The sequence below is a fragment of the Enterococcus sp. DIV0802b genome (genome assembly GCF_050543535.1).
Lineage (GTDB): Bacteria > Bacillota > Bacilli > Lactobacillales > Enterococcaceae > Enterococcus_D > Enterococcus_D entomosocium.
In genome coordinates this window covers 801,714-828,681 of record NZ_CP172941.1, presented here as the reverse complement: position 1 = coordinate 828,681, position 26,968 = coordinate 801,714, and the positions used below count along the sequence as shown (strand labels likewise).

Below are 26,968 nucleotides of genomic sequence, written 5' to 3'. Positions count from 1 at the left end.
AGTTGACCATACATGACCGATATCCGATAAAAATGGTATGATTATCTTGTTTCTGTTGACTGTTGCAAGAATGCTCTTTCACAAAAATTATTTGTATTCTTCAAAGTCATTAAATTGTAATTTATTATGTGCTAGCTGTTTTACTTTAAATTGCAAATCTTCAAAAAGATTTGTCACTTCGTCTTTTGTTTCATCTACGTCGAATAGAATCTCTTTTGCTCTCTCATGAATAGAACTAACACGTACTTCTGCTAATCGAATCATTTTATTGGCTTCTAACTGTGCTTCTTCGACAGTTCTTTTAGCTTTTCGTTTTGCGAATGCTAATACTTCACCAATTTCCTCTTCGAACTCTTCTTTCTCTTTTTGCAACTTCTCTTTTTCTTTTGTTAATTTACTCAACTCTTTTTTTAATTCTTGAACTTCTTGAATTTCTTCAAGTTCTGTCTCTAGTTCCTGAAGGTCCTGGATTGCTTTTGGAATATCTTTTTTTGTAATAACTAATTCTGCTATTTCTTTCTCAGAAAGCTTATCTTTCAAAGTATCAATCTCATGTTGTTTTTCTTCTAATTTTTCTTCATAGCTTTCTTCAACTTTGTTGATGGTTGCCTTTAACTGCTCTTTCTCGACCTGCCATTCATCATATCTTTTTTGTGTATCAGCAATAACATTGGTTAATTGGCTTTTTAGTTGTTCAATTCGATAATCTTCCGTATTTTCTTTTTCTAATTCTTCACTATTTAAATGATTAGGGCCGTATTGCTCTAATGATTGTGTTAATTCAATTACTTTTTGTGTTGCTTTATTTAGTTCGTGTGTAAGATATTGGTTATCCTTCTTACTAGTTTCGAATTTATTTTTTAACTCCTGATACGCTTCTTTTATTTCTGAATTTTTATTTTGATTTTCAATCTCTTCTAATTTTGTTCTTAACTCTAGGTTTTGTGTATTCAATTCACTTTCAACCATATTTTTTTGACTAACCATTTCTTCTAACTTAGTTGAAAGTTCATTTTTTTCATTTATTGCTTTTTGAAGTTCCTTTTCAGTCGTTTCCTTGACTTCAATAGCCAATCGTAATTGTTCCTTCAAATTACTTCCGTCTTTAGTCTCTTTGTTCTTTGATTCCAAGTCATTTTCAATTTTTTCTTTTTGGCTTGTAATCTCTTTTACTTTAGTTGAAAGTTCGTTTCTCTCTTTTAATGATTTTTGTAATTCCTTTTCAGTCGTTTCGTTTACTTCAAGAGCTAGTCGTAATTGTTCCTTTAAATTATTTCGATCTTCGGTAATCTTTTTTAAATTATTCTCCTGCTGCTTCTGGATTTCTTTTATTGCGCTAAGATCATTATTTATTCTTTGATGGTTTTTCTTACTCATCTCTAGTTCTTGAAGCAAATTGTTCTTCTCAGCTACTAATGTATTGACCTTTTTTTCAAGTTGTTCAGTTCGCTCTTGTTTCTTATTGTTATTCTCCTGAGAGTGCTCTTTGACTAATTTATCGCTTTCTAACTCAGACTCAGTGTCATATAGATCAATAGACTCAACATTTACTTCTTGAATTTCATCTAATAATTTTTTGTAAAAACTTTTTTCTTTCTTAGCCATTCGTTATTACTTCTCCTTTTTGCTCTACTTTTTCTTTGACTTCAGTCTTATTTTCATTTTCTTGCTCCACACTATCATCGCCCTTTTCAAGCAATTCTAGTTCACCAGAATTTGTCCTTAAAAATACTTCATCAGAAATCATAGTTTCTGTATCGCTATCAAAAATTTGAATGTTTGCCTGATTTAAAAAACTTATGTCTTGAACTTCGCTTAAATAAACTTCGATATTTTCCTGTATCTTTGGTAGATCTTGTTGATTATTTACTTCAATATAGATTGACAAAATTAAGTATTGTAAAGGTACATTATTAGTGATGATTGACACAGTACGACCAAAATAGGGCGTAAGATCCCTGCCTATTTTTTCTTCATAAACAAAACGCTCTTCTGGCGTTATCTGTGCAAGGAGATCTTTCCAATCAATCTCAGAAAGACCAATACCTTCTTCCGGATAGCTATAGATTGATAGTTCCAAAAATTTTTCTTGTGCTTTTGATAATTCATCTACTTGTTTTTCTAGTTTCGTTAATTCTCCCGAAACATTTTCTACATACTTCTTCTCTTTCATTTGTAATGTTCCTAATGTAATTAGGCTAAGGAGCATTGTGGCAGTCACACCTAAAATAATCCAGATATTTACACTTTGCTGTATTTGCTTAAAAACTATTAATTTTTTTTTTAGCAGCAAATCATTTCCAATTGCTAATTCTGTTTTCTTTAATTGTCGCTCTTTAAAAATCCTCCATGAGATGAGTATTAATAAGGCTATGCTCACGAGAAGCACAGATAAATAGATATACAATTTTTTCACCCTATCTTAATTGAGTTTTTTGGTACACCGTCTGTTCCATTGGAAAAGTAAGCATTAATTTAATTTTTAAGTAGATTCAAAAAAATCATTATGATATTCCACTGTCTCTATCAATTCTCCTTGAATTATTAGTCTTCTTGTTCCTCTGGCATCATCACATGTCACAAGAGTAATCATCTTCCGATTGGGGATATCTTCAATTAAATACGTACTTTCTGGGTTTACGATTTCTTTAAAAGAAACACTGTAGATATAGACTTTTTCCAAGTCTGTTATGTAAATCAAATCATTGATTTCCACATGCTCTAAAGGCCTAAATAATAAGCTTTTACTTTCACTTCTATGACTTGCAAGACTATAGTTTCCCTCTCCCATAACTTGGTCTTGTTTCATAGTTCCTGCTCCAAAACTTAATGTAAAATCTGTTACTCCAAAAAAAATAGGTAAATCAATACCTACACTTGGAATTAAAATTGCGCCCATCGTCCTATCCTTAGCTATTGTTTCGTTATTTTCATCTAGCTGTAATCTGACAATCGAAGACAAACTTGTTAATGAGATTGACTCAAAATCAAAACTGTTTTCTTCAATGGGATCATTTTCTAATTCTGTTAATTTTTCATGATTCTCCTTCACTTGTTCCTTTGTCATATTTTCGATGGAAAACTGTTTTACATTCATATTAATGATTTGATTTTTTAGAGGAACACTAAAAATAGCTATTGCCCCTAAAATTATTAAAAATACTATGAGTATATTGGATATATACTTCTTCAGCGTGTCTTTAGCCATATACATTGACCTCTAAACTATTAATCCTTAAAATTGTTGATAGAACACGAAGAGTGTGTTCTATCAACAATCCAATTTTTATTTCTTTCTATTTTTATTTCTTTTTCTTTTTCTTTCTATTCCACAATCCAAATCCAGCACCTACAGATGCTAAACCACCAACAACTGAGGCTGCAATCGAGGAAGAACCTGTTTGTGGTAATTTGCTACCCGGTTTCTTATTGCCAGAGCCTGAATCGGAATCAGCATCCGCATCTGAATCGGAATCCGCATCCGCATCTGAATCGGAATCTGAATCTGAATCGGAATCTGAGTCGGCATCCGCATCCGCATCGGCGTCTGCATCGGAATCGGAATCGGAATCGGAGTCGGCATCCGCATCCGCATCTGAATCGGCGTCCGCATCTGAATCGGAATCCGCATCCGCATCGGCATCGGCATCTGAATCGGAATCCGCATCCGCATCTGAATCGGAATCTGAATCTGAATCGGAATCTGAGTCGGCATCCGCATCCGCATCGGCGTCTGCATCGGAATCGGAATCGGAATCGGAGTCGGCATCCGCATCCGCATCTGAATCGGCGTCCGCATCTGAATCGGAATCGGCGTCGGCATCCGCATCTGAATCGGAATCTGAATCTGAATCGGAGTCGGCATCCGCATCTGAATCTGAATCGGAATCGGAGTCGGCATCCGCATCCGCATCGGCGTCTGAATCAGCATCAGCGTCTGAATCGGAATCTGAATCAGCATCAGCATCAGCATCAGCATCTGAATCGGAATCTGAGTCGGCGTCGGCATCGGCATCTGAATCTGAATCTGAATCCGCATCGGAATCCGCATCGGCGTCGGCATCGGCATCTGAATCGGAATCCGCATCCGCATCCGCATCTGAATCCGCATCAGCATCTGAATCGGCGTCCGCATCTGAATCGGAATCTGAATCTGAATCGGCGTCCGCATCCGCATCGGAATCTGAATCGGAATCTGAATCGGAATCTGAATCCGCGTCGGAATCTGAATCGGAATCTGAATCCGCATCGGCATCTGAATCCGCATCGGCATCCGCATCCGCATCCGCATCTGAATCTGAATCGGAATCCGCATCCGCATCCGCATCGGCATCTGAATCAGCATCCGCATCCGCATCTGAATCGGCGTCGGCATCTGAATCAGCATCGGCATCCGCATCTGAATCGGAATCCGCATCCGCATCTGCATCTGAATCCGCATCCGCATCGGCATCTGAATCGGAATCTGCATCCGCATCGGAATCGGAATCTGAGTCGGCATCCGCATCCGCATCCGCATCTGAATCGGAATCTGCATCCGCATCGGCATCGGAATCTGAATCGGCATCGGCATCCGCATCGGCGTCCGCATCGGAATCTGCATCCGCATCGGCATCTGAATCTGAATCTGAATCTGAGTCGGCATCGGCATCCGCATCGGCGTCCGCATCCGCATCTGAATCGGAATCCGCATCTGAATCAGCGTCGGCATCTGAATCGGAATCTGAATCGGAATCGGAATCCGCATCGGCATCGGCGTCCGCATCCGCATCTGAATCCGCATCTGAATCCGCATCTGAATCCGCATCAGCATCGGAATCTGAATCTGCGTCGGAATCGGAATCAGCATCGGCATCAGCATCCGCATCTGAATCAGCATCCGCATCTGAATCTGAATCCGCGTCTGAATCGGAATCGGAATCGGAATCCGCATCGGAATCAGCGTCGGCATCCGCATCAGCATCGGCGTCGGCATCGGCGTCGGCATCCGCATCCGCATCGGAATCGGAATCGGAATCTGCATCAGCATCTGCATCCGCATCTGCATCTGCATCTGAATCGGAATCGGAATCTGCGTCGGCATCCGCATCGGAATCGGAATCGGCATCCGCATCCGCATCTGAATCGGCGTCGGCATCGGAATCAGAATCCGCATCGGAATCGGAATCGGAATCCGCATCTGAATCGGCATCGGCGTCGGCATCCGCATCCGCATCGGCGTCGGCATCTGAATCTGCGTCCGCATCTGAATCGGAATCTGCATCAGCGTCAGCATCTGAATCAGCATCAGCGTCAGCATCTGAATCGGAATCGGCATCAGCATCTGAATCGGAATCTGCATCAGCGTCGGCATCCGCATCGGCATCCGCATCCGCATCGGAATCGGAATCTGAATCCGCGTCTGAATCGGAATCTGCATCCGCATCCGCATCGGAATCTGAATCGGCATCAGCATCCGCATCGGAATCGGAATCGGAATCCGCATCGGAATCGGAATCGGAATCTGAATCGGAATCCGCATCGGCATCGGCATCCGCATCGGCATCCGCATCAGCATCCGCATCCGCATCAGCATCGGAATCAGAATCAGCATCTGAATCGGAATCAGAATCAGAATCAGAATCCGCGTCGGCATCTGAATCAGAATCTGCATCTGCGTCAGCATCGGAATCGGAATCTGCATCCGCATCGGAATCTGAATCAGAATCCGCATCTGAATCGGAATCAGAATCAGCATCTGAATCGGAATCAGAATCAGCATCGGCATCAGCATCAGCATCTGCGTCGGCATCGGCATCCGCATCCGCATCCGCATCCGCATCCGCATCCGCATCTGAATCCGCATCAGCATCTGAATCGGAATCAGAATCAGCATCTGAATCGGAATCAGAATCTGCGTCCGCATCTGAATCGGAATCTGCATCCGCATCGGAATCGGAATCAGAATCCGCGTCAGCATCTGAATCGGAATCAGAATCCGCATCGGCATCTGCATCAGCATCTGAATCCGCATCAGCGTCGGCGTCTGAATCAGAATCTGCGTCCGCATCTGAATCGGAATCCGCATCTGAGTCAGTATCAATAGGTTCTTGTATAATTACAGCAACCATATCAGACTGTTTATCATCACGATTTTCCTGATGTCCGTTTACAACAATACTTACTTCATCACCAAGATTGAGCTCAGCATCTAGTGGAATTTCAAATTCACCGCTAGCATTGATTGGTACATTCTTCTCTACAAGTTCACCATTAATATAAACGTCAAGTGAATACGTTCTACCAAATGTATCATCTTGGTCATGACTTCCTGTTATTACATTGTCACCAACATAGATATCATTTAGTTTCGGCTGATTGACTACCCAGTTATTGTAGCCAGTCGTATCATCGACATTTACTGTTGTCTCAACTGACTTAGTTCTTATCTGACTCGGATTAGAAACATCCGGTTGTTGTCCGACAACTCTAACTGTTACTTCATCGCCATAAGAAAGATCTAGATTTAATTCATTTACATCATATGCGAATACATAACTTCTACTTGTTACTGGAATATCTTCTTCAGTATTAACGAGACGGCCATTCACCAGAAGCTCTAAGTTATAGCTTCTCTCGTACGCTCTACTCTGAAGTGGAACACTTCCACTAATCAATTGATCGTCTTCTTTTAATGGATCAATTCTTGCAGCTTGAACTTCCCATTGATCATAGTCATCGATATTTTCAACAATCATCGTAGTTGTTGAGCTTACTTTATCTTCATGCCCATCTTGTTTTCCAATGACATATGCTTCAACAACTGCACCTTCAGTCAACGGAACCGGTACCCCATCCACAATCCACATTGAAGAGAATTCGAAGTCATTCGAGATATTTTCTCTTCTTAGGACTTCCTGACCTTCAATAGTCAATACTAAATCATACGTTCTTCCTGCTTGACGATTTTGTGGTGAGTTTAACCCAGTAACTAAATACTCACCTGTGTACGCTTGATGAACAGTTGGATTACTTACTTCCCAATCTTCATATTCTACAATGTCTGTTCCTGTGCTGTGGTAAGTAATACCAGAATATTTTGTATGCCTTTTTCCATTACGCAATACGTATTGGTGAACTCCTTTTACTCTTGCAGTAACGACATCACCATCTCGTAGAAAACTACCGAAATCGTATTCCCAATTACCCTCTTCATCCATAAAGGCTGTATCTCTCGGTACACCATTGACTAATAATTCTACAGAATAATCGGTATCATGTTCATTAACGAGATCTTGCTTCCCATTTCCATAAAAGTTCTGATCGTCAGAAGTTAGTAATGTAGTCGTCTCTACTGGGTTCTCTATCCAAGTGTTATAAATTCCCTCAGAAGAAAGTTCCCCGGATATTGTTCCACTACCTCCAATAACAATCCAGTCTGCACTGCTGGTTACGCTCCGAACAGAGTAACTATCCTTCCTAATTATCATATTGTCTCTCGGATTATCTTCTCGCCATCTTGCCAGATCAATTTTTAAATCAATAGAGATATCAACACTGGATAGCTGTATAGTATAATTATTCGTATAATAGCGAATAGCATGCTCATCTGGATCGTAGTACATCGTCTCGCTTCTAAAGAAACTGTCTTGTTCCCAAATTTTTTTAATATCCTCAGTATTACTTCCCAGACCTACAAAGCCAGGACGTGTAACAGTGCCAGAAATGTAATCTTTATAATTTGGCGTTAAAAAAAACTGATCTGCCAAATCCGGATCTAAATAAATCGTTTGCTTAAATTGAGCAATAAAACCAATATTTAGCCATGAGTTTGACTCTCCAGATGTAGCTATGTGAATCCCTTCCTCATCCGCAGATAATTTATCAAACTTATCTGTGAAGCCAAAGTTAATCCCGATGTGAGGCGTAACCTCTTCATAGCCTCCTGTGCTATCTGTAACGTTTACAGACTCGGCATTTACTTTTGTTTCAGCTACAAACAAGCCGCTTGTAATTACACCAGCAATCATAGCATTGTAAATTAGCTTATTTTTAGCATTTTTTTTCTTAATATTTTTCCTATTCAAAGACTGAACGTGATCAAATTGATTTTTCATTTTTTCCTCCCTTTTAGTAATTAATAAGATTTCTATTAATTGCTAAGTTCACATTCAAAATAAATATAAACTTAGCAATTAAGTGAACCTCAATTGCTTTTGATATAATTCTTATAATTGATTAGTCCACTTAAAAAGTGCTCTGCATCATCTATTCTCATTCTAAAATTATCGTGTCTTGCAAAAAAACCACCAGCAATGATATTTGGCTTTGCCATATACATAGCAACCTCCGGATAAAATACCCCTACGTTCATTTCATGCAACGCTCGCTTATCCATAGTTGGTTTTATATCCTTCACTTTAGGAAACTTCTCTAACAAATGTGAATATTGTTCACTTGTATCTAAGTGATCAACAAATTTAGCAGCCGCAACTAAAAGTTCTAGCATGGTAGGATAAGCAGTGTCTCGTTTGTTGATAAAATTCAAATTTTCTGTAGCATTTCGAATACCAAACTCATAATATTCCTCTTTAGGTAATAAAGCTGATAGCTCATTAACGGCATAGCTTATCCAATGGTCATGGTATTTATAATATTTTTTTTCTACTAATTTTTTCAAAATTGATTCCGCTAATGTTAAAGTGGTATCATCTGGAATTTGCTTATACGCTCTAGCGAGACCGAATAGTACTTCGCCATCGTAATAAACTGTTCGGAAAGCCTCTTTTACTTCTAACTTTTCGTTTAGAACGTGAATTGTATCTCCATCTTGAATAAAATATTCTTTGATCATTTTCACCGTATTGATAAGAATTTCTTCATACTGTAAATCACCAGTTATTTCTTGATACTTTGAAAATGCTAACAGCACCATCGCATTGCTTCCAAGTTTGTATTCAAAGACGTCGATTCTTCGATCGATAATATCTTTGAAAAGCAGATGCCCTTCAATATTAGTCGTTAGGTTTTGGATCCCCCAGTCAAGCCCACTCTTAATTTTCGGAAGATCTTCTTCATAGGTTTCTAAGTCTTCGACTGCTTCTAACCACGCATACAAAGTGGAAAAATGTCTTACCGTATTGTAGTTGATAAGCGTTTTATTAAACTGAGGAAAATAGCCATATATGAATTTTCCTGAATCTAGTATTTGATCGCTTAAATATTTGCGTCCATCTTTAATCACTCTTTCTAAATCAGAAACAATATTTTTTTTCAAATGCTGTCTCACATTGATCCCTGGTCCACGATACTGAAGCTCATAGAGTTTCGAGCCTTCACTCACCATTATTCCTCTCGTTCTAAAAATGGTGATAGCCTTGAGGGGATCGGGTAAAATAAGAGGTTTCTTATATTTTCGAAAAAGATATTTGCTCAGATTTACATGGTTGAAAGATAAATTTGGTTTATTTTTCCCAATTTTATGCTCTCTATCCGGTTGGAAAATCATGTTCCCATTAATTTCTTCTTCCAGCAAAGAAATACGTAATTCCTCATCAAAAGCGATCCCATATCGAAAATAATTGTTTCTTGGTGTTTCTTTTAGCATTTCGTCAAATTTTTGATAAGCAATTTTCTTTGAGTAGATGACAACATCAAATTTGAGATACTTGACCATACTCAAATTATTTCTTTCAAAAAATCTTTGAACCTTAATCCATGTTCTATCAAAATCCTTCGAGCAGAAAGATTTTACTTCTGCCCTACTTTGACCAGTTGACCACGAAATGTAGATGACCGTTTGACCTTGCATATTGCTTTTTTCATAATAGCTACTAAGTTTTGCTTTAATTTGAACTAACTTTGAGTGCTTTAACATTGAACAACTCTCCAATTTAATCAGTTTGACCGGTTTTTGAGATAAATCTTTCATTCATTGCGTTGAACTCTTACCCATTGCTATGATTTCAATGAATGAACAGGACTGTTTATACATGTAGTGAGATAGCTAACTATTTGATGTACTCATCCCCCTTTCTCTTTTCCTTGAACCATTTTTCTTAAGAAGCATCATTGAAAATTAAGTAGTTCCTTCGAAAGCTAAGACGACATGCGACGTTCTTTTCTATAGATCCTAAAATTTTATTACTTACCTGCTTCGCTTTTATAAAATATAAAAGGATGTTTACCGCAAATAGTGAATATTTCCACGATCGAAAACAATGAATTTGATCGCTAATTAAAAGTATTGAAATTACGCATCCTCATTACACATATAAGGTTACACAGGGTAGTGAAGAAATTAAAATCTAAATTTTCATAGCATATTGCACTTTTCAGAAACGCAGATAAAAAGATAATTTTTTTAGCGTTAATATAACAAATAATAACCATTTGTCTTTTTTGAAAACTTCGCTAAAAATTGGAATAAGAAGAAAGCCCATTATGGTTCGATAACGTTTCCATCTATATAATTTTTTGTTAATTTTAATAAAAAGAAAGAATATTTCGCTTTGTATCGGTATATAAGCTTAATATAAATTAGCCATCTAAATATTCATTATGTAAACTTATTACTATATAATTTGCCTACTTTTATTTAAAACTTCCTAATACGATTCATGTAATAAGAGAAACATCCCTTCCATATATAACAAATGAACCCTCCAAATATTTCAACTCAATCAATGAGGCAAACCAAAAAAATACGTAGAAAAGAACTCACGTCCTTTTCTACGCAATCGTAACTGCTACTCGCTAGCTAATATTTTTTATGTTCTCACTTTATCAGTAACGAATTCCATTTTGACCATCTCATCGATTAATCGGTAATTATTATGAGATTTAATGAGCATGACTCATCATTAATTTCCCTCTTGAATCCCCATAGAAACATCACAATACCTTAATATGACGAGTTGTAAAATAATCATAGTGCACACAAAAAGTATGATGAATTCCAATCTTTCGATTTGTGTACAATTTTGCTTTTTGTACTTAATCTTTGAATAAGTAAAATCATCAACCCTAGTAAGTATTTTAATAAGATTATCTATCTTCATTTTCAAAACGTATTTTTTAATCAAGTTAACTTGTCACTAAAGTATTTAACCTCTGCATTAGTTGATCCCAATCTTTCTGATTTGGAATTGTATTGATAAGGAGATAATCTTTCTCCAATTCATAATCAAAAATATATGGTCGGTAATTCGTGACTATTAAATCTGTTTTATTAGATTTTAAGCGCTCCTCTGTTAACTCTGGTAAGGATAAAAAATTTAGCTGATAGCTTTCGCCTAACAAACGTTGTGCTTGAAGACGGATACTTTGAACCACCATTGAATCGCCCTCCAATAAAAATAAAATATTTTGACGAGGCTGATGAGAATGAATTAAAAGTTCACTAAATAAAGTAAATCCAACAGCTAATTCCTCAAGTGCTGTAGCAGATAATCTTAATTCCTCCTGATGTTTTTTCAGGAACGCTACATTTTTTTCATAGGATGATTGTTGCATGGCAATATGTCTCACTTCTATTTGCTGTTTATTCCATATTGGCCAAAGGGCGTTACTTAATTGCCATGCAATGAAATAAGACCTCGTAAAGGTTATTAACAAAGGACGATCCCATTGACTAAAGAGTTCATTTGAAAAGTAATCAGTGACTATTGCAGTAGTTTGAGGCCATTGATCAAATCGCAGCAAAAAACACTGCTCGTATTCCAAGCAACTTGTAGTACGTTTTGATACAATCATTAAATAGAGCCAGACTAACTCATCTTTCGGCAGGAGAATTCCGTATTCTCTATTAATGATTGGGATCAGTGACTCAAATAACTGGTAATCCTCATCCTGATAAACGAGTCTCTTAGCCCATTCGGGAACCTTAATCAACTGTTCTTGTTTTACTCTTACCATAGTCAAGTAAAGTAATGAATAGAAGGCAGCAATTGAAATTCCCGTTCCTATTTTATAAGTTTTCAACTCTGCTGAAAGTTCTTTTTGAATAATTGCATGCAGGTCATCTGGGGGGCGAACCGTTTGTGGAGTTTGTTCGCCTCCATAATAAAAATCAAAGAAAAATTTCCTTATGTTTGACTCCTCTCCAATAAATTTTACAGGTTTAAAGCTGAGGCTAAGATCGTATTCTTCCAATGTTGGTTGTGTCTTTTTTAAAAAACGTCTTAGGGTAGTTTCTGCATAATTGTACTGATGTGCGAGTTCATCGAGGTCAGCAAAATCACCATAAAAAATTCTTTCCAATATTTCATAAAGTGCATCTTGGTCTAAAAGTTCCTCTTTTTTCTCTTGGTACATTAGACGATCGATTTCAGCAAAACGAAAACCAGTATTATTTGAATAAATAGCAACACTATCACCGAAGTGTTCTTTTATTAAATGAATATCTTTGACTAGTGTACGTTGGGAGATTGCCAATCTATCAGCTAGCGTAATAGTTGTAAAAGTCTCTTCTTGTTCTATAATAGTTAAAATTCGCATCCATCTTCTGATCATAGGACTTGTAATAAAAGCAATTTGAAGTTCACGCATCATATTCCTCGCTTTATTTGTAATCATTTTCTATCTTTCCATCTACTAACTAGTACTTAAATAGATTGCTAATACTCGCTTTAGTATCGCTTTGTTCATAAGTATCATTCGCTCTATTAGCATTCATTTAGTTCTTTTAGAACCTAGGAACTCTGGTATGTTTTAAGAAATTTCTATCACTTGAACAATGGATCCCTATCCAACACTGATCATTTTAGAAACATACCTTGATTGTAGACTTCACCACAAAGAGACCTGTTAAGCGATCAGAAAAGTATCGTAAGCCTTCAACTAAACAAAGAAAGACACCTATATTAATATCTGTCAGAATAATTTATGTGCGCCCATAAAAAAGGGAGGAATCATTGATTTATCATTATTGAATGACGTGTAGATGATCTGTCAAAATGCACGTATAGGCTATTCTGATTCTCGATTTAATACTTGTCCAAACTTAAACGAACGGTAGCATGGATAGTAGCTATCAACTCCATCGCAGACCTTTTCACTTGATATTTTCCTATATAAGCCAAAGAAACAAACTTTTTCACGAGAGACATCAATTAGATGGTACCGAACTTAACTCCCAGGTTAATGTCGTTTTATAACTTGCAGCATCAGGATTGGCACCCTTAGGAACCTCTAAAATCACACTTCGACCAGCACTTTCAAAATCACCAAATCGATAAATCCATGTTCCCGTCCCTTCAGCTCCTTGAGCTTTTAAAACCGTGCGTTTAGCTCCACCAGGAATAAGTGTGATAGGTGTCGTCTGCTGCAAGCCAGGTTCGATGCCATCTTGTACTGAAACTAATTGTTGATTCTGGAATATAAAGCTTGCCCCTGTTAACTCCGATCCTGTTTCAGCGCTATAGAATTGCTCGTTTTGACTCACAGAGAGCTCCCATCCCCCACGAGTATTTGATGGACGGCGATCGCTGACTTGAACGTAATTTGGTCGAATCTCCTCTTCAATGAACATTCCATCAACTGATAATAATCTTTGTGGCTTAGCGTAATATCTTTTGTCTTGTGCGGAAATTGCAAAGGAGCCAAAATAAAAATTGGATGCAAAATCAATACTGAACAATCCCTGGTTTTCAGGCAGAGATGGGGGATTTTCAGGATTTACTTCTTTATCTGGAGCTAGTGGATCTAACGGAGAAACACGATCATTTTCTTTTATATAAACGAATCTGATCCATTTGGGAGAGTCTCTTTGAATTTTTAAAGTAAGAGATTGCACATCTTCTAAGATTTCCTCATCATTTTGAATATATAAGAGTTCATATCCTTCAAAATATTCTGCAGAAAATTCTTTGTGTTGATTCACGGGAATTTCAACGGTTTCTTCTTTAAAAACAATCGTTCCTGGCTCGGCGACGTGCATCACTTTGACTTCATTTTTTGCTCTAGTAAAGTAATAAACAATTGTCTTTTCTTCATCTGAAAATGTGTAATATCCTTTGTCGTCAATCAGCGAAGAGGAGTCTTCACTAATTCCTACAAAATCATAGCCATTAAGAAATGGTTCATCACTTTCTTTACTTTTAGGATCGATGAAAGTGGAGTCACCCAACTTGCCCGTAAAGGATTCCCCAGACAAAATATTCTCCTGTGTATCAATATCTTTGTATTCAACGTTGACCGATCCCTCTCCAACAATATATTTAAAGTAATCTACCTCTATCTGTTGTAGATTACTCTGAGCGCCTGTTGCTGCTGAAATAATAAAAGACAAAGCAGTAACATTTCCACTAGATAGCCATTCACTGACATCATGGTGCCAAACCTGACCATTATACTCAATTGACAAAATCGAATCATACTCTCCGGGATTATAGGTCATTTTAAACTCTCTAAATAAATTATTATTATTCCTTAAGATCGCCTTTGCTGCTGAACTATCGTTATTGTTACTTACATGGCTAGTCAACATTCCATCGTCTCTGGTATAGATGAATGACCCATGTGGATTGTGGGTAACCAAAGGCCAAACACCAGTGGATCGAAACTCGTCTAAATCTGCAGTGGCAGATCCCGAATCCACACGATTGTGATAAGTATCTAATTTAAATCCCCAAGCGTTTTGCAGTCCTGCTATGCCCATCCCTTGTCCAGACTGACCTAACGTATCAAGTTCAGATTGATGGAAGCCAAAACCTATTCCATCACCGCCATCACTTCCGCTCAAAGAACTACCCGATGCTCCTTGTCCTCCGTTTCCATTCCCAATATTGACACGGCCTTTAAACTCAAAGGGATGGATATTACTCAATTTTTCTTTAAGTAAAATACTACCGTTTTGATTGCTCCTATCCTCGGTTAGTGTGACGATTCCAGTCTGGTCATTATAAATTGCCGAACCGCTCAAATGAAAATGATCCAAAAAATTGGTCCGATCCCCTTCAATAAAATCATATTCCGTAGCTGCTGCCACATACTCAAAGCGATCAAGACGAATTTGATGGAGGTTGACTGACCCACCTGTCGCAGCAGAAATGATAAAAGATAAGTCTTCTGTGTCTATCCACTGAGAAACATCAACTCGCCATACTCTTCCTTCATAGCTAATACTGAGTATTTTGTTGTCGACACCGGGATTGTAAACTAACGAGAAATTTCGAAAAGAGTTATTACTGGGATTTGTTGTGACTCGAGGAGGCGCTTCATTCCCTTGATAGTTTCGCAGGATGCCTGAGTTTGAGTCTGTATAAACAAATGCACCAAATGCAGAGTTTGAAGTTCCATCTATTGACGAGGGGTCCGCTTCAGTTAGCGCTGTTGCGCTACTGTTTCTATACGTATCAATTTTAAAGCCAAAAGAAGAAGCCAATCCTGCAAGCCCCATCCCCTGACCTGTTTCACCTACAGCATCTAAGTCATCCGCATGAAAACCAAAGCCGACCCCATCGCCACCTCTACTCGAACCTAAACCCGTATTACTGAGACGTCCAGTATTAATCGAGCCAGTGACTCGCATAGGATAACCAGAGAGCATTTTTTCTTTTAGAGTTATGGCACCGGCTTGATTGGTTACTTCTTCCGTGAGTGTCACTTGACCAAAACCGTCATTCTTTGCGTTGCCAATAAAATGAAAATAGTCTTGCAGATTGTTCACATCTACGATAACTTTTCTGTTCTCGTTTAATGGTGTGCCTTCAAAAACTTCATTGAATAACTCAAGATGTTCACTGTATACTTCATAATCAATACCCGTTTCTACACTTTCTTGTCCAGCAATTCCATCTTCATCAGGAAAAATACCCTTGTTTTCCTCTGACTCTGTGTCCCTAGCCTCATTTGTAGGTTGCTCTTCTTCTATTTCAAGAACAAGTATTTTTTCTAATACAGATACTTGATATTTCCCTGGAACTTCGAAAAACAAAGGAATGTCAAATGTATCTTGAGGACGAACGGATTCAATTAGCCACCGACCTAATTGTGCTTCTTGTTTTATAGAAATACCCTCTGGTAATTTTTCTTCAACAATCTGTGCCTCTTCTGGCAAAGTAATAGGAACAGATAGATACTCACTGTTTGAAAAAATCTTTACGATTATCGGTTCTGATACTTTTCCTTTAAGATAAGTATCAGAAAAATGAAAGGTTTCATCCTTTAATTCGTCCGCTTCTGTTTGCTCCACGATAGAAGGAAATTCATTAGTTTCAGATACATCATCAAAATCAGTAAGCGTTTCTGCAAAAGCCATGTTCAATGGTACAGAGAATGATTGTGCAATCATTTTGAAAGCGATAATATAAATTACCGCTTTCCTAAATAATTTACTCATCCGATCTCACACCTCCTGACTTTCTTTTAAGCTTTTTCTTATAGAGTTCGTAAACGATCATCCCCAATAACGCAAAAAATAAAACAAGTGATCCTATCATCCACCAGTTTGTGCTTGCGTCAATCGTGACATCTGTACGGTTATAACTTCGCGCTTTTTCAGAATCAATCGTAAATTTTTGTTCCCAGGACCACGTCTCCCCTTTAGAAGTTGCTGTCAGTTTCAAAAGATAATTGCCAGCTTCAAAACGATCGCCTCCCAAAGGAATTGGAAAATGAAAGTGGGAATTAGGTGCCATCTGCATTTGCTCGTCACTTGCCTCATAAAGAATTTCTGTTTCACCTTCGCGCTGAACACTCGCTTTAATGGCTAGTCGATTCACAAAGGTTGGCGTCACATTTTGAATCGTCGCGCTAATTACATTGCGAAAGTTCAATTGATTTGGGAAAACATCTAAGAGTTCTAAATCTGGTTCTACAGAATCTCGAGTATTGCTGACCACAACTCCTATGACATAAGCAAATTCATTTTTTACTGCAACCCCCTCTTGCTCACTAACCGTTTCTTCTGTCTCTTCCTTCACTTCACTAATACGCAGCCCACCAGCTAGAAATCCATCAAAGGAAGCGTCTGGCATTTGAAGTGATAAGTTCACTGTTTTTGTTTCATTTCCACTGAGCTCGACCACATCTGGTGATTCAATCAATTCGTCAAGAGAATATAGTAATGTTGGGTCCGGTTCTTCTGCCTTTTTGCCATACTCCACGAAACCATGCACATTGGTATAAGCAGTATGAGGGGTGATTCGCACTCGAATGGTTTCTTCACTCCCGTTATGAAGCTTTAAGGACAATTTCTCTTTTGAACCTGGTGCTAGATTCAGATCAAAGTAACTATTTGTACTGTCTACTTGGCTAGCAGGTAATTCCGGTACAACATGAAAATTCAGGCTACTTTCTTCGGCTTGGACCAATGCTGGAAACAAGAAAATCGAAAGAAGAAAAAAAACCTTATATTTAAGGAACAAATGCTGTAAATAAGCAGATATATGAGTATGGTTCAAATGAATCATCCTTTCTAAAAAAAACAACGCTACACATTCATGCAACGCTGTAGAGAATTTTTCATAAAGTTTTCTGGTGCCTGCTCTTACTAAATATTATTTTCTTCATCACCAACATCGCCATTAGGAGTCGTTGTCAAATCCCATAACAGTGTTGCCTTATACGTGGTCGCATCTTTAGCAGTAGAACCCGGAACATGCAATTTGATGGCACCATTTTCTACAACATCATTTTTAGAATCAAAATCTTCTGAGGAAAATTGATTTGTCAGTTCTTCTTGATTTCCCCAGACAACTGAAGAAACCCCGGCGCCTTGACCTTTTATCGCTCTCATCACTGAACGAGCAGCCCCGTTTGTGAGTAGTTCTAAATTATCTTCATGAGCGCTAGGTGAATTTAAATTATTGCTTCCCTCGTACCTAATCTCAGAACCAACAAACTCTATCCAAGCACCCGTCAAAATATTGTTTTGTGTTTGTGACTCAAAATTACTTAAACTAACTTCTAGATCCCAACCGGCATTTGTTCCTCGTAGATCATGAACCTGAGCAAAACTGACATAAGGTACTTTATTATCGTCACCCGTTGTTCCAGATTTTTGCTGCATTTCTGCAACCATGTTATATTCTCTATCTTGATTAGATATTACTTGTGTACCGAAATTCATCGTTGCTACTTTCATGATGGATAATTCTCCAGTGGTCCCAGGAATTTCGGGTTCAATCTCCACATCTGGATTTGGTACTGGATTCACCACCTCTAGCTCTCCATCCTCTTCACCCGCCGGACGAAACTCAACTTGTCCATTCGAGGTTACATCTCGAACCTCTTGTGAATAAGCTTTGGTCGCACTTCCAGCTAAAATAGTGGTAGATAATACGGCAATTGACGCTAAACGAATAAATTTCATATTTCATTCCTACTTTCTTTTAATTCATATATGTTTTTCAATGCTTTCCCCCACCAACAAACGACAATGATAAGTAAACTTAATCCAATCGATTTCCACCAAGTGTTTGTGATCATATTTGTTTGTGGAAAAGTTTTTTCCAAACTTGAACTACCATCTGAAGGTGGCTTGACAACGTGAACTGGCGGCTTAGGTTCTGGCGCGCCAATGGGTTCGTATGTACCAGTGAAACTAATCATGCCTTCAGTCTTCACTTCTTGAGTTTGTGTACCATAAACAATAGTTGGAAAATGGATGAAAACTACTATGCAAAAGACCAACATTCCCTCACCTATTTTTGATTTCATTCACCACCCTCCTTTAGTGAAAATTAGCCATCAATTTAGATGACTCATTGTATTTTTCTTTTATAAAAGCTGAATCACTTCTAAAAGATATTTTTGAAAAATAAATCTTTTAGTCTACCTTTTAAAATTAGTGATTCAACTTTTCGAAAAAAAAAACGGTGCGTTCTGTTTGCTTCTTGCATCTAATAGATTACAAGTGGGTAAGAAAAAATCAAAATCGAAATTTTCATAGCGCCATGCATTTTTGAGAAAAATAACAATTATTTATAACCCGTATATTCATTTATTATTTCTTGCATACTAAGTCCCCCCCAGAGAAAACAATTGTTTTTTAATAAAAAAATAGTAAAAATCATTTTTAAAATGGCACCAAATTCGCAAAAATACCGTGCAAAAAAAAAACAAAAAAAGCAGCTTTTAAAAATTTTAGGTCTTGCTTTTTTTAAGTTGTTGCTTTCCTATGTCATTCCCTTGATATAGCTAGGCTATTCATATCAATATCGGGTATTTCTTCTAGTTATTAAAAATCAGTAGATAAGAAAAAAAATTTCTTGCTAAAATAACAGGCCATAAATAGAGGGAACTTCCATCATGAACTCATCTCTTTTTCAATATTTGCATAACACGAAGTAAATATCGAATGGCAATTTTGTATCTTCTTTACTACTATATTTTAAGAAGAAAGGGTGATTAAATGAGGGTCGAAAAAGTAAAATTGACTGCTTTTATTTATAAAATGAGCTGTCTGGAATATTCATATTCTTTGATTAAAAGCGGGTATTCCCCTATCAAATTAACCACAGAAGAAGAGAATGAAATTGAATCTATCATCAATACTCGATTACATCGATCCTTGCTATCAGCCAATCGAAGACGATTTAAATTCAGCAAAGTGAAACTTTCAAGAAAAGGAAAATCAGCTTATCAAAAACTAAAAAAGTTTGAGTATCTGATTGATCTTTAGCAAACATTAATACATTCCTATGATTAGACGGATAAAAATGTAGCAATTAAATGGGTTTATCTAGTGTACGTCCATTTTCCTCAACGATTGAGTGATTTTCTTACCACTATTCAAGTCATAGAAATAGAATGTTATCTATTTAATCGTGGACCAGTTAATAAAATTATCCTCTTCACTAAAAGATTAAAGAAATGTTCCTCCATGATCTATGCATTTGTATCTGAAGGCTACAGCTAGCATTGATCCCTTAGAACCTAGATTTTCTGTCTTAAATTGAACAAATAAAAACGTGGATACAAAAAAGACGCTGAAGAGTCGTTTGTCACTCCTCCAGCGTCTTTGCATTTTTATAATTCCTTGATAAACCGTTTCTGTTCATGACTGCTGTGGTAGCCATGGTTTTCATAAAACTTGTGGGCAGCATGGCGTTTGACATTCGAATTTAATCGAATGCCTTGCATTCCTCGCTGTCGGGCTTCTGCTTCAATTGTCGACAGTAGTTTCCCGCCAACGCCTTGCTTTTGCACTTGATCATCCACTACCAAACCTAGGACATTAAAAAATCGCCCGGCAGAATAAACTGTTGAATATGGCTGTGCTTCAATCATTCCAACTGCTTTTCCCTCTATTTCAGCGACCAGCAAGAGATGATCCTCCTCAGCTAAAATTCTCTTTAGGCCTTCGATCAATACTTCTTCTTCGATTGGATAGCCTAGTACTTTCGACAAATGAGCTAGTTCTTTATGATCAGACAATGCAGCAGCTCTAATTCTCATAGTATTCTCCCACCTTTTGGCTTTTTATTCGGTCTTGTTTTAGATAACTCACATTCATTTATCAACTTAGAAATAAATGACAGCTAGTTGATTTGTACAAGTGCAATAGAAAAAAAGTATACAGACAATGTACTAGAAATCCCTTTGCTATGATCTTTTATGTTATTTAGCTAAACCAGTTTTTAATTTTGATCAAATGAAATGAGTGCATATTCGTTAGGAATATACCTGATTGTCGTATATTCGAATAATTTTCCCATATCATTATAGACCGCATTTTCCAATATTCCCACACAATTATTTTTTCCTAAAGCTAATTCTTTAAAGTCAGAATCTTTTGCAGATTCAACTTTCATTATAGACTTTGATGCAGCGATTTTAAAATCTAAGTTTTGTTTGATATGGTCGTAGATTGATCCGGCTATGATTTTCTCATTAAGACCCTTAACGATACTTTTTTTGAAATAACTCGTATCTGACATCATCGCTTTCCCATCAATGAGGCGTAATCGTTTCACAAGGTATACTCTTTCACCAACCGGAAATGAAATTTTTTTTGCTAATGAATCATCAACAGTCAACTCGTGAAATTCTTGCACAATTGTTTTTTTTTCGACCTCAGTATCTGCGGATAGTGCCTTCAATCCTTGAAAATTTCCTACCTTGAAAGACTTCTTGTCAATCTCGATTCTTTCAAGAATAACTACCCCTCTTCCTTTCACACTATAAACCAATCCATCTTCATTAAGCAGTTGAATCGCTCTGCGAACTGTATTTCTACTAGTACCAAATCGCTCAATTAACGCCATTTCGGTCGGTAAAACCATTGTATCGTTATAGAGTCCCTCATTAATTTCATTTTTCAAAGTGTCATATATATCCCGAAACTTATTCACCATAGTTCCACCTCACTCTTTCAGTTAATTATAACATGATATCATTCTACCTATACAAAAAACTTAAATTTGTTTAAACAAATGCTTGATTATTTGTTTAAACAAATTTAAAATGAGCGTAACCGGTTAAAAGAAATGAGGAGGTTTTATTATGAGTGACAAACAGTTAGCGGAGTACATGATTGAGTACGTTGGTGGAAAAAATAATATCAAAAATGTGATCCACTGCATTACACGTGTTCGTTTCTATCTAGTGGACAAAGAGAAAGCCGATACAACTAAGATAAAAGAGTTGGATGATGTAATGGGCGTAGTAGAAGCTCAAGGACAATATCAGGTGGTTGTTGGAAACAAAGTAAATGCTATTTACGAGGAAGTAATGCGCCAGTTAAACAATGATCAAGTCTTTGATTCTACAGAGGGAGTGGTGGAAAATGATTCCAATAGTGATTTTCTTCAGCTATTTCGAAATGGCTTCAATCAGTTTATTGGCATAATTACAGGTTCAATGATGCCCGTCATCGGTCTTCTTGCAGGAGCTGGAATAATCAAAGGATTACAAGCTTCGTTGGTGACGTTTGGTTTATTACAAGATAGTTCGCAATCTTATCTATTGATTAGCACGATTGCAGATGGCATTTTTTATTTTTTACCTGTCATCTTAGGTTTTACTGCAGCTCAAAAATTAAAGGTGAATCCTATTGTTCTGGCAGTCGTGGGTGCGATACTCATTCATCCAAATATAGTCACTATTGCTTCAAGTACAGCTGCGAAGGTCGCTATTTTGGGCATAGAATTCCCCATTATGAATTATACAGCTTCGGTTTTCCCTATTCTGGTCGCTGCTTGGTTAGCAACGTATGTTGAAAAGTTTTTAAAGAAAATTGTTCCTCTCGTGATTTCTTCCATTGTGTCACCAATCGTTGAAGTTCTGGTACTAAGCTTAGCCGTTCTTCTTATCATCGGACCAATCATAACGATTATTAGTGATGGGCTAGCATTCGGAATTAGTACCATTTTTGACTTTAACACGATTATTGGCGGAGCAGTCTATTGCGCACTTTTTCCAGTCTTAGTGGTCTTCGGCATGCATTGGCCATTGATTCCGATCATCGTCAACGATTTAACTGTTAACGGATTTAGTATGATGAATGCCTTCTCGTCTGTATTGATGATGGGTATTGCGGGTGCAACATGCTCAATCGCATTGAAAACAAAAAAAGCTCAACTAAAACAAGTTGCCTTTGCTGCCACTCTTTCACAAATATGCGGTGTTGGCGAACCTGCAATCTATGGTATTCTACTAAAATACAAAAAAGTCTTCTATCTCGTGACCCTTTCAAATATTTTTGGTGGTGCTCTAGCAGGTTTCCTTCACTTGGTCAACTATGGATTCGCAGGTGGGGTTATAGGATTTGCCTCTTTTATCAACCCGGTTGCAGGGATCGATAAAAACTTCTATGCTTATCTACTCTCTCATATAGGAACATTTTTGCTATCCTTTCTTTTGACTTGGCTTTTTGGTTTCAATGATAAAATGAAAGCTGCAGATGAACTGTAAGGTGATATATGATGAAAAAAATAATTTGGCATCAAGTATTTTCTAATTACCAAGTACTAAACTTTTCTCCTAATGGACGTAAATTACGTTTAAGAATCAAGCAGCCGCTTTCTGGACAACGATTAGCACTCGAACTTTGTAACCGCTATGATTATTTTGATTTAAACGTAGAGTCGATAAAAATCAGTAGTAATCCGGGAAACCAACAATCCAATGTTATTACCTTAGATAATCGACCACAATTCATTGTCCCAGCTGGATCCACTTTATGGACAGATGACATTGATTTTTCAGTAACCAAAGGAGCCGATATTCTGATAGAGGCATTATTCTCCAACGAGATCAATCGAGTATCTTCCTCGGCAAACTTACTATCTGATCAAGTAGTCCATTCGAATATAAGAGAAACCAATAACTTTATTTTTGGGATTACTTCAGTTGCTCTAGAAACGAAAGTTGATGCAAAAGTCATTGCTTTTTTTGGCGACTCTTTGACGAATCAAGGATATTTTAGTGATAGTGTCATCGACAATCTAAACAAACGTGGTCTGATTGCAACAAGCTTTAATGCTGGCATATCAGGCAATCGTCTGACACATGCTGGTTCAGGGATTTCTCGTTGGAAAGACAGCTTTGGTGTTGCAGGAATCGACAGGTTCCAAGCAGATGTCGTGGATCAAAAGCCAGATTTGATCGTTTCATTGATTGGGTTAAATGACTTGTTTCATCCAGGAACGGGCTCTCCACTTTCAGAATTACCTACCAAAGAGGAGTTGATCAAACACTACAAAGTTCTAATAAATCTGGCAAAAAAAGCAGACATTCCGTTTGTTCCCCTCACGCTTCCCCCTTTTAACTATTCTTACAACCAAGGAAAGCCGAGTTGGACCGAGGAAAAAGAAGCTATCCGAACTGCGTTTAATCAATGGATAATGACGCAAGAAAATACGATCGATATCAATGATATGGTAAGAGATCCTTCTGATAAAACAAGATTAGCTTCTGCATTTGATTCGGGGGATCATCTGCATTTTTCTCAAACTGGAGGGGAAATTTTAGGAAAAGCTGTGGCTGAGAAAATTCTTTGCCTTTCATTGCTGTGAATTGATAGACTCTCAACAAAAACTGTTAAAAATAGTCGAAAATAAAACCTACCTCCCGTATACATCTGGTTAAAATGTATACGGGAGGTTGACCTTTTCACTATGAATTTTCTTCAACTCTGCGTTTGAATATCCTTACTCTCGATCACTAGCAATTACTCTACGTACAATGTCACAAATTTTGCATGGTCTATCTTTTCAAGAGTGACTACATTCTTTTCCACAACAAGTGCTTCTTTTGTATCTTCTTTTAAATCGACTGTTTCTACTACGTTCACTGGATGGTTGAATGTGATCGTCGCGTGTCCTCCTTCATCTAAAAGCCCATTGTATAGACGCAAAATATAACCTGGACGAGCTTCGGCTTTTTTCAATACACTTAGGGTCAAATTGCCATTGATCTCAAAAAGACTAAAGTTTGCCGGTAAGGTTGGGTCAACCGGTCCTAAAGTAAATATCAAGCGGGAATTCAGAAATTCTGCGGATTGATAAAGCGTGATCGGTGTTACTGCTTGTTTGGCACGCTGTGCAACATTTGCTTGATCAAATCCTTGCGCAAAGTAAGCAACAGAGAAATCAAAATGCATCGTTTTGTGGCACTGCGCAGCTGGTGTCGCAATCACTGATTCTCCTGAAGCACGCCCTGGACGATACAGTAGATTCTCTTTCCCCATGAAGCCATAGGTTCGTAAAATCGTTAAGCGAATCGTATCAAACGCTTCCCCCACGATCTCATATTCACGTACACCCTGAGGCATTACTGCTACGCCATGGGATGCATCGAATAAACTGACAAACGATTGACACGTTTCTATGGCGATCGGCTGCTCATTCCATTGCTCTTTATTGGCTTCCCAAAGGGCCATTTCTTTTTCAAACATAACCGGACGCTGCAATGTACCAAACTGTTGGTCAGCCAGCGAAAATTTCGAGGCAATTCCGGTATCAAATAGCACACATACCCGATGGCTATCCACTTGTTGATTTTCAACCGTTAATTTGAAATCAATTTGTTGCGATTGTTTTTTTAACACGATCGTCAATTGGATCGGCAGTGAAGCCGAGATCTTCTTTTCTGCACGTTCAGCTAAATCCTTCGGAACCCTCAGGGTGAATGCCACATCAATCTTTTGGTAGATCGCTGATTGCTGAATCGAGATCGTTGGTTGCGCATCAATTGATGAAATCACAAAATCTTTCACAGGTGGTGAATAATTGAATGAATCACCATCGTCGCCATTTTCTTCAATAATCCCTTGATTTTGATAAAGTACTTGATTGGTTTTATCTAGAATATCCAACGAACCATTGCTATTGACAGTGATCTGATAGTACTCATTTTCGATCGTATTGGTTGTAATCTCCTGCAATGGTGCGCTTGTATCACCTTTTAAATCAATCGTCAGCTGGGTATACCCCATACTCGGCACGTCAGTCGTTTCTATGGCAATTTTTGCTTTATAGACTTTCTCCGGCAAATAGATCTCCTTGACTGGATCTAATATGTTCCCCTGATTCAACACATACTCCGTTTGGTCGGTAAGCTCTGAAATCGTATAAGGTAACGCCTGACCTGACTGGTCAAGGATCGCAAACTCTTTTTGCGGCAAATAAACCTCTGCTTCGATCACCCCATTACGTTTTGTGTCATAGGTATTGAAAAGCGTAAAAGTAATTTCTTTTGCTTGTGGGTTGTTGATTGCAGTAGAAATCTGTCGTAACGTCAATTCGACAAGATTCATAGAAATATCTCGCGCTTGCTTATAGCGCATATAGATATCTTCGTTGGTCGTATCAGAAACACAAGAACCAATCGAATCATGCGCCGCATTTTCAAACATTAACTTCCAAATCTCTATGACTGTTTCTACGGGGTACTCAAATCCTAATTGCATAGCCATGGTTAAGATAGGCTCCATGACATTGACTAAGTAATGTTGGATCTGGGTGTTCATCGCCTTCAAATCAGGACGTGAAGAAAAAATCGTTTTGTGGATTCGCATCAATTTGCCGTTGATCAGTTCACCAGCGATTTCTTCCAACTCAGGATGGCGTGCTTTGACCGCAGCAATGTATTTTTCGATCGTTGAAAATTGTAACACATACTCATCCTGATACAGTTGATTCATTCGATCAACCAATTCTGGAAGATTTTCTCTAACTGGTGCTTGATCGAAACCATTTGGAAAATACACTTGATCCGTTGCACTGCGTCCCCAAGTCGTTTTAAACGGTTCTTGATGTAAGAACTTTGCTAATTCTACTTCTCGCTCAGGAATGGCACCGCCAATGTAGTACCCACTTGGGATCTGATAAACATTGACCACAGAACCATCTTCTCCACGCCATTTGTACTCTGTGCATTTAACATCGTCATCACTGACACCGCGCCAAAACATCGTGTCAGTGATACCAAACTCACGATAGATTTGCGGCATACTAGCTGCTTGTCCGAAAGAATCTGGCACATAGCCGACATTCATGTAGGTTCCGAATGCTTCACAAATTTTCATGCCATATAACATATTTCGAACAATGCTTTCTCCCGAAATCACCAATTGATCGGTTTGTGTGTACCATGGACCAATGATCAACTTCCCTTGTTGAACAAGTTGTTGAATCCTTTCTTTGTCCTGCGGACGCCATTTCAAGTAATCATCTAACAGAGAAGCCTGTCCATCTAAGATAAAACTTTCATAAGGATCATCCTTTTCTAGTTGTTCAATGACGTTTTTTAGATCGTGCATCAAATAGATTTTCGAGCGACTCGTCGTAAAATACCATTCGCGATCCCAATGACTGTGGGGTACGACATGTACTGTTTTTTTCATTCAATCATTCCTCTCCCGTGATTAGAAAAGGCACGTAACGATGGGTGTCGTTCGTGCCTATTAATTTTTCTCAATTTTTTTACCATCTGGTACAAATAATTTGATTCTTACACAAATACTTCGAATTTTGAAAATCGATTCTCTTCAAATACTCTCGTTTTCTTCCCCAAGTCTTGACATTGTCAGATGCCTTAA

Annotated in this window: 15 protein-coding genes; 2 read left to right on the top strand and 13 right to left on the bottom strand. The window is 37.9% G+C overall.

Going from position 1 to position 26,968, the window contains the following annotated elements; all coding sequences use genetic code 11:
* Positions 1 to 87: 87 nt before the first annotated feature.
* From IGJ12_RS03725 to IGJ12_RS03670, 12 genes are all read right to left on the bottom strand, one after another.
* Positions 88 to 1,605 carry a hypothetical protein gene (locus IGJ12_RS03725; RefSeq protein WP_008377200.1) on the bottom strand — a complete coding sequence of 506 codons (1,518 nt, stop codon included), beginning with the start codon at positions 1,603 to 1,605 and terminating at the stop codon, positions 88 to 90.
* Positions 1,598 to 2,416, bottom strand: a complete 819-nt coding sequence (locus tag IGJ12_RS03720) for a hypothetical protein (protein ID WP_144330691.1) — start codon at positions 2,414 to 2,416, stop codon at positions 1,598 to 1,600. Before IGJ12_RS03720 ends, IGJ12_RS03725 begins: the two co-directional genes overlap by 8 nt.
* 66 nt (positions 2,417 to 2,482) lie before the next feature.
* Entirely contained in the window at positions 2,483 to 3,208 is a 726-nt protein-coding gene (locus IGJ12_RS03715; protein WP_430619370.1) for a class A sortase, read from the bottom strand.
* Between the two features lie 94 nt (positions 3,209 to 3,302).
* Positions 3,303 to 8,096: an LPXTG cell wall anchor domain-containing protein gene (locus IGJ12_RS03710; protein ID WP_430619369.1), complete on the bottom strand. Its 4,794-nt coding sequence runs from the start codon at positions 8,094 to 8,096 to the stop codon at positions 3,303 to 3,305.
* An 89-nt stretch (positions 8,097 to 8,185) separates the two neighbouring features.
* A complete protein-coding gene (locus IGJ12_RS03705; RefSeq protein WP_430619368.1) occupies positions 8,186 to 9,910 on the bottom strand; it encodes a poly alpha-glucosyltransferase in 1,725 nt (574 codons plus the stop codon).
* 1,154 nt (positions 9,911 to 11,064) lie between these two features.
* The gene (locus IGJ12_RS03700) at positions 11,065 to 12,555 is read right to left on the bottom strand and encodes a helix-turn-helix domain-containing protein (protein ID WP_194188901.1); all 1,491 of its coding nucleotides are present in this window, start codon (positions 12,553 to 12,555) and stop codon (positions 11,065 to 11,067) included.
* Between the two features lie 532 nt (positions 12,556 to 13,087).
* Entirely contained in the window at positions 13,088 to 16,321 is a 3,234-nt protein-coding gene (locus IGJ12_RS03695) for a lectin-like domain-containing protein (RefSeq protein WP_430619367.1), read from the bottom strand.
* Positions 16,314 to 17,393, bottom strand: a complete 1,080-nt coding sequence (locus IGJ12_RS03690; RefSeq protein WP_430619583.1) for a DUF916 and DUF3324 domain-containing protein — start codon at positions 17,391 to 17,393, stop codon at positions 16,314 to 16,316. Before IGJ12_RS03690 ends, IGJ12_RS03695 begins: the two co-directional genes overlap by 8 nt.
* Before the next feature lie 80 nt (positions 17,394 to 17,473).
* Positions 17,474 to 18,295, bottom strand: a complete 822-nt coding sequence (locus tag IGJ12_RS03685; protein ID WP_005237417.1) for a WxL domain-containing protein — start codon at positions 18,293 to 18,295, stop codon at positions 17,474 to 17,476.
* Entirely contained in the window at positions 18,292 to 18,642 is a 351-nt protein-coding gene (locus IGJ12_RS03680) for a hypothetical protein (RefSeq protein ID WP_005237418.1), read from the bottom strand. Before IGJ12_RS03680 ends, IGJ12_RS03685 begins: the two co-directional genes overlap by 4 nt.
* Positions 18,643 to 19,953: 1,311 nt before the next feature.
* A complete protein-coding gene (locus IGJ12_RS03675; protein ID WP_194188903.1) occupies positions 19,954 to 20,382 on the bottom strand; it encodes a GNAT family N-acetyltransferase in 429 nt (142 codons plus the stop codon).
* 182 nt (positions 20,383 to 20,564) lie between these two features.
* Positions 20,565 to 21,281 (bottom strand): GntR family transcriptional regulator, encoded by a 717-nt coding sequence (locus IGJ12_RS03670; RefSeq protein WP_005237422.1) that lies wholly within the window; start codon positions 21,279 to 21,281, stop codon positions 20,565 to 20,567.
* 148 nt (positions 21,282 to 21,429) lie between these two features.
* Here IGJ12_RS03670 and IGJ12_RS03665 point away from each other — a divergent pair, with 148 nt between their 5' ends.
* Complete coding sequence (locus IGJ12_RS03665; RefSeq protein WP_194188904.1) at positions 21,430 to 22,839, top strand: PTS transporter subunit EIIC; 1,410 nt, start codon at positions 21,430 to 21,432, stop codon at positions 22,837 to 22,839.
* Between the two features lie 11 nt (positions 22,840 to 22,850).
* A complete protein-coding gene (locus IGJ12_RS03660; protein ID WP_430619366.1) occupies positions 22,851 to 23,942 on the top strand; it encodes an SGNH/GDSL hydrolase family protein in 1,092 nt (363 codons plus the stop codon).
* A gap of 155 nt (positions 23,943 to 24,097) precedes the next feature.
* On the opposite strand, the gene mngB is transcribed toward IGJ12_RS03660, so the two are convergent.
* Positions 24,098 to 26,773: a mannosylglycerate hydrolase gene (gene mngB / locus IGJ12_RS03655; RefSeq protein ID WP_430619365.1), complete on the bottom strand. Its 2,676-nt coding sequence runs from the start codon at positions 26,771 to 26,773 to the stop codon at positions 24,098 to 24,100.
* Positions 26,774 to 26,968 lie beyond the last annotated feature (195 nt).

Bases quoted from the DNA above. Each gene is read 5' to 3' on its own strand.
- IGJ12_RS03710 (WP_430619369.1), bottom strand. From the start codon at position 8,096: ATGAAAAATCAATTTGATCACGTTCAGTCTTTGAATAGGAAAAATATT.
- IGJ12_RS03690 (WP_430619583.1), bottom strand. From the start codon at position 17,393: ATGATTCATTTGAACCATACTCATATATCTGCTTATTTACAGCATTTG.
- IGJ12_RS03675 (WP_194188903.1), bottom strand. From the start codon at position 20,382: ATGAGAATTAGAGCTGCTGCATTGTCTGATCATAAAGAACTAGCTCAT.
- IGJ12_RS03665 (WP_194188904.1), top strand. From the start codon at position 21,430: ATGAGTGACAAACAGTTAGCGGAGTACATGATTGAGTACGTTGGTGGA.
- IGJ12_RS03695 (WP_430619367.1), bottom strand. From the start codon at position 16,321: ATGAGTAAATTATTTAGGAAAGCGGTAATTTATATTATCGCTTTCAAA.
- IGJ12_RS03700 (WP_194188901.1), bottom strand. From the start codon at position 12,555: ATGATTACAAATAAAGCGAGGAATATGATGCGTGAACTTCAAATTGCT.
- IGJ12_RS03660 (WP_430619366.1), top strand. From the start codon at position 22,851: ATGAAAAAAATAATTTGGCATCAAGTATTTTCTAATTACCAAGTACTA.
- IGJ12_RS03685 (WP_005237417.1), bottom strand. From the start codon at position 18,295: ATGAAATTTATTCGTTTAGCGTCAATTGCCGTATTATCTACCACTATT.
- IGJ12_RS03705 (WP_430619368.1), bottom strand. From the start codon at position 9,910: ATGAAAGATTTATCTCAAAAACCGGTCAAACTGATTAAATTGGAGAGT.
- IGJ12_RS03680 (WP_005237418.1), bottom strand. From the start codon at position 18,642: ATGAAATCAAAAATAGGTGAGGGAATGTTGGTCTTTTGCATAGTAGTT.
- IGJ12_RS03725 (WP_008377200.1), bottom strand. From the start codon at position 1,605: ATGGCTAAGAAAGAAAAAAGTTTTTACAAAAAATTATTAGATGAAATT.
- IGJ12_RS03715 (WP_430619370.1), bottom strand. From the start codon at position 3,208: ATGGCTAAAGACACGCTGAAGAAGTATATATCCAATATACTCATAGTA.
- IGJ12_RS03670 (WP_005237422.1), bottom strand. From the start codon at position 21,281: ATGGTGAATAAGTTTCGGGATATATATGACACTTTGAAAAATGAAATT.
- mngB (WP_430619365.1), bottom strand. From the start codon at position 26,773: ATGAAAAAAACAGTACATGTCGTACCCCACAGTCATTGGGATCGCGAA.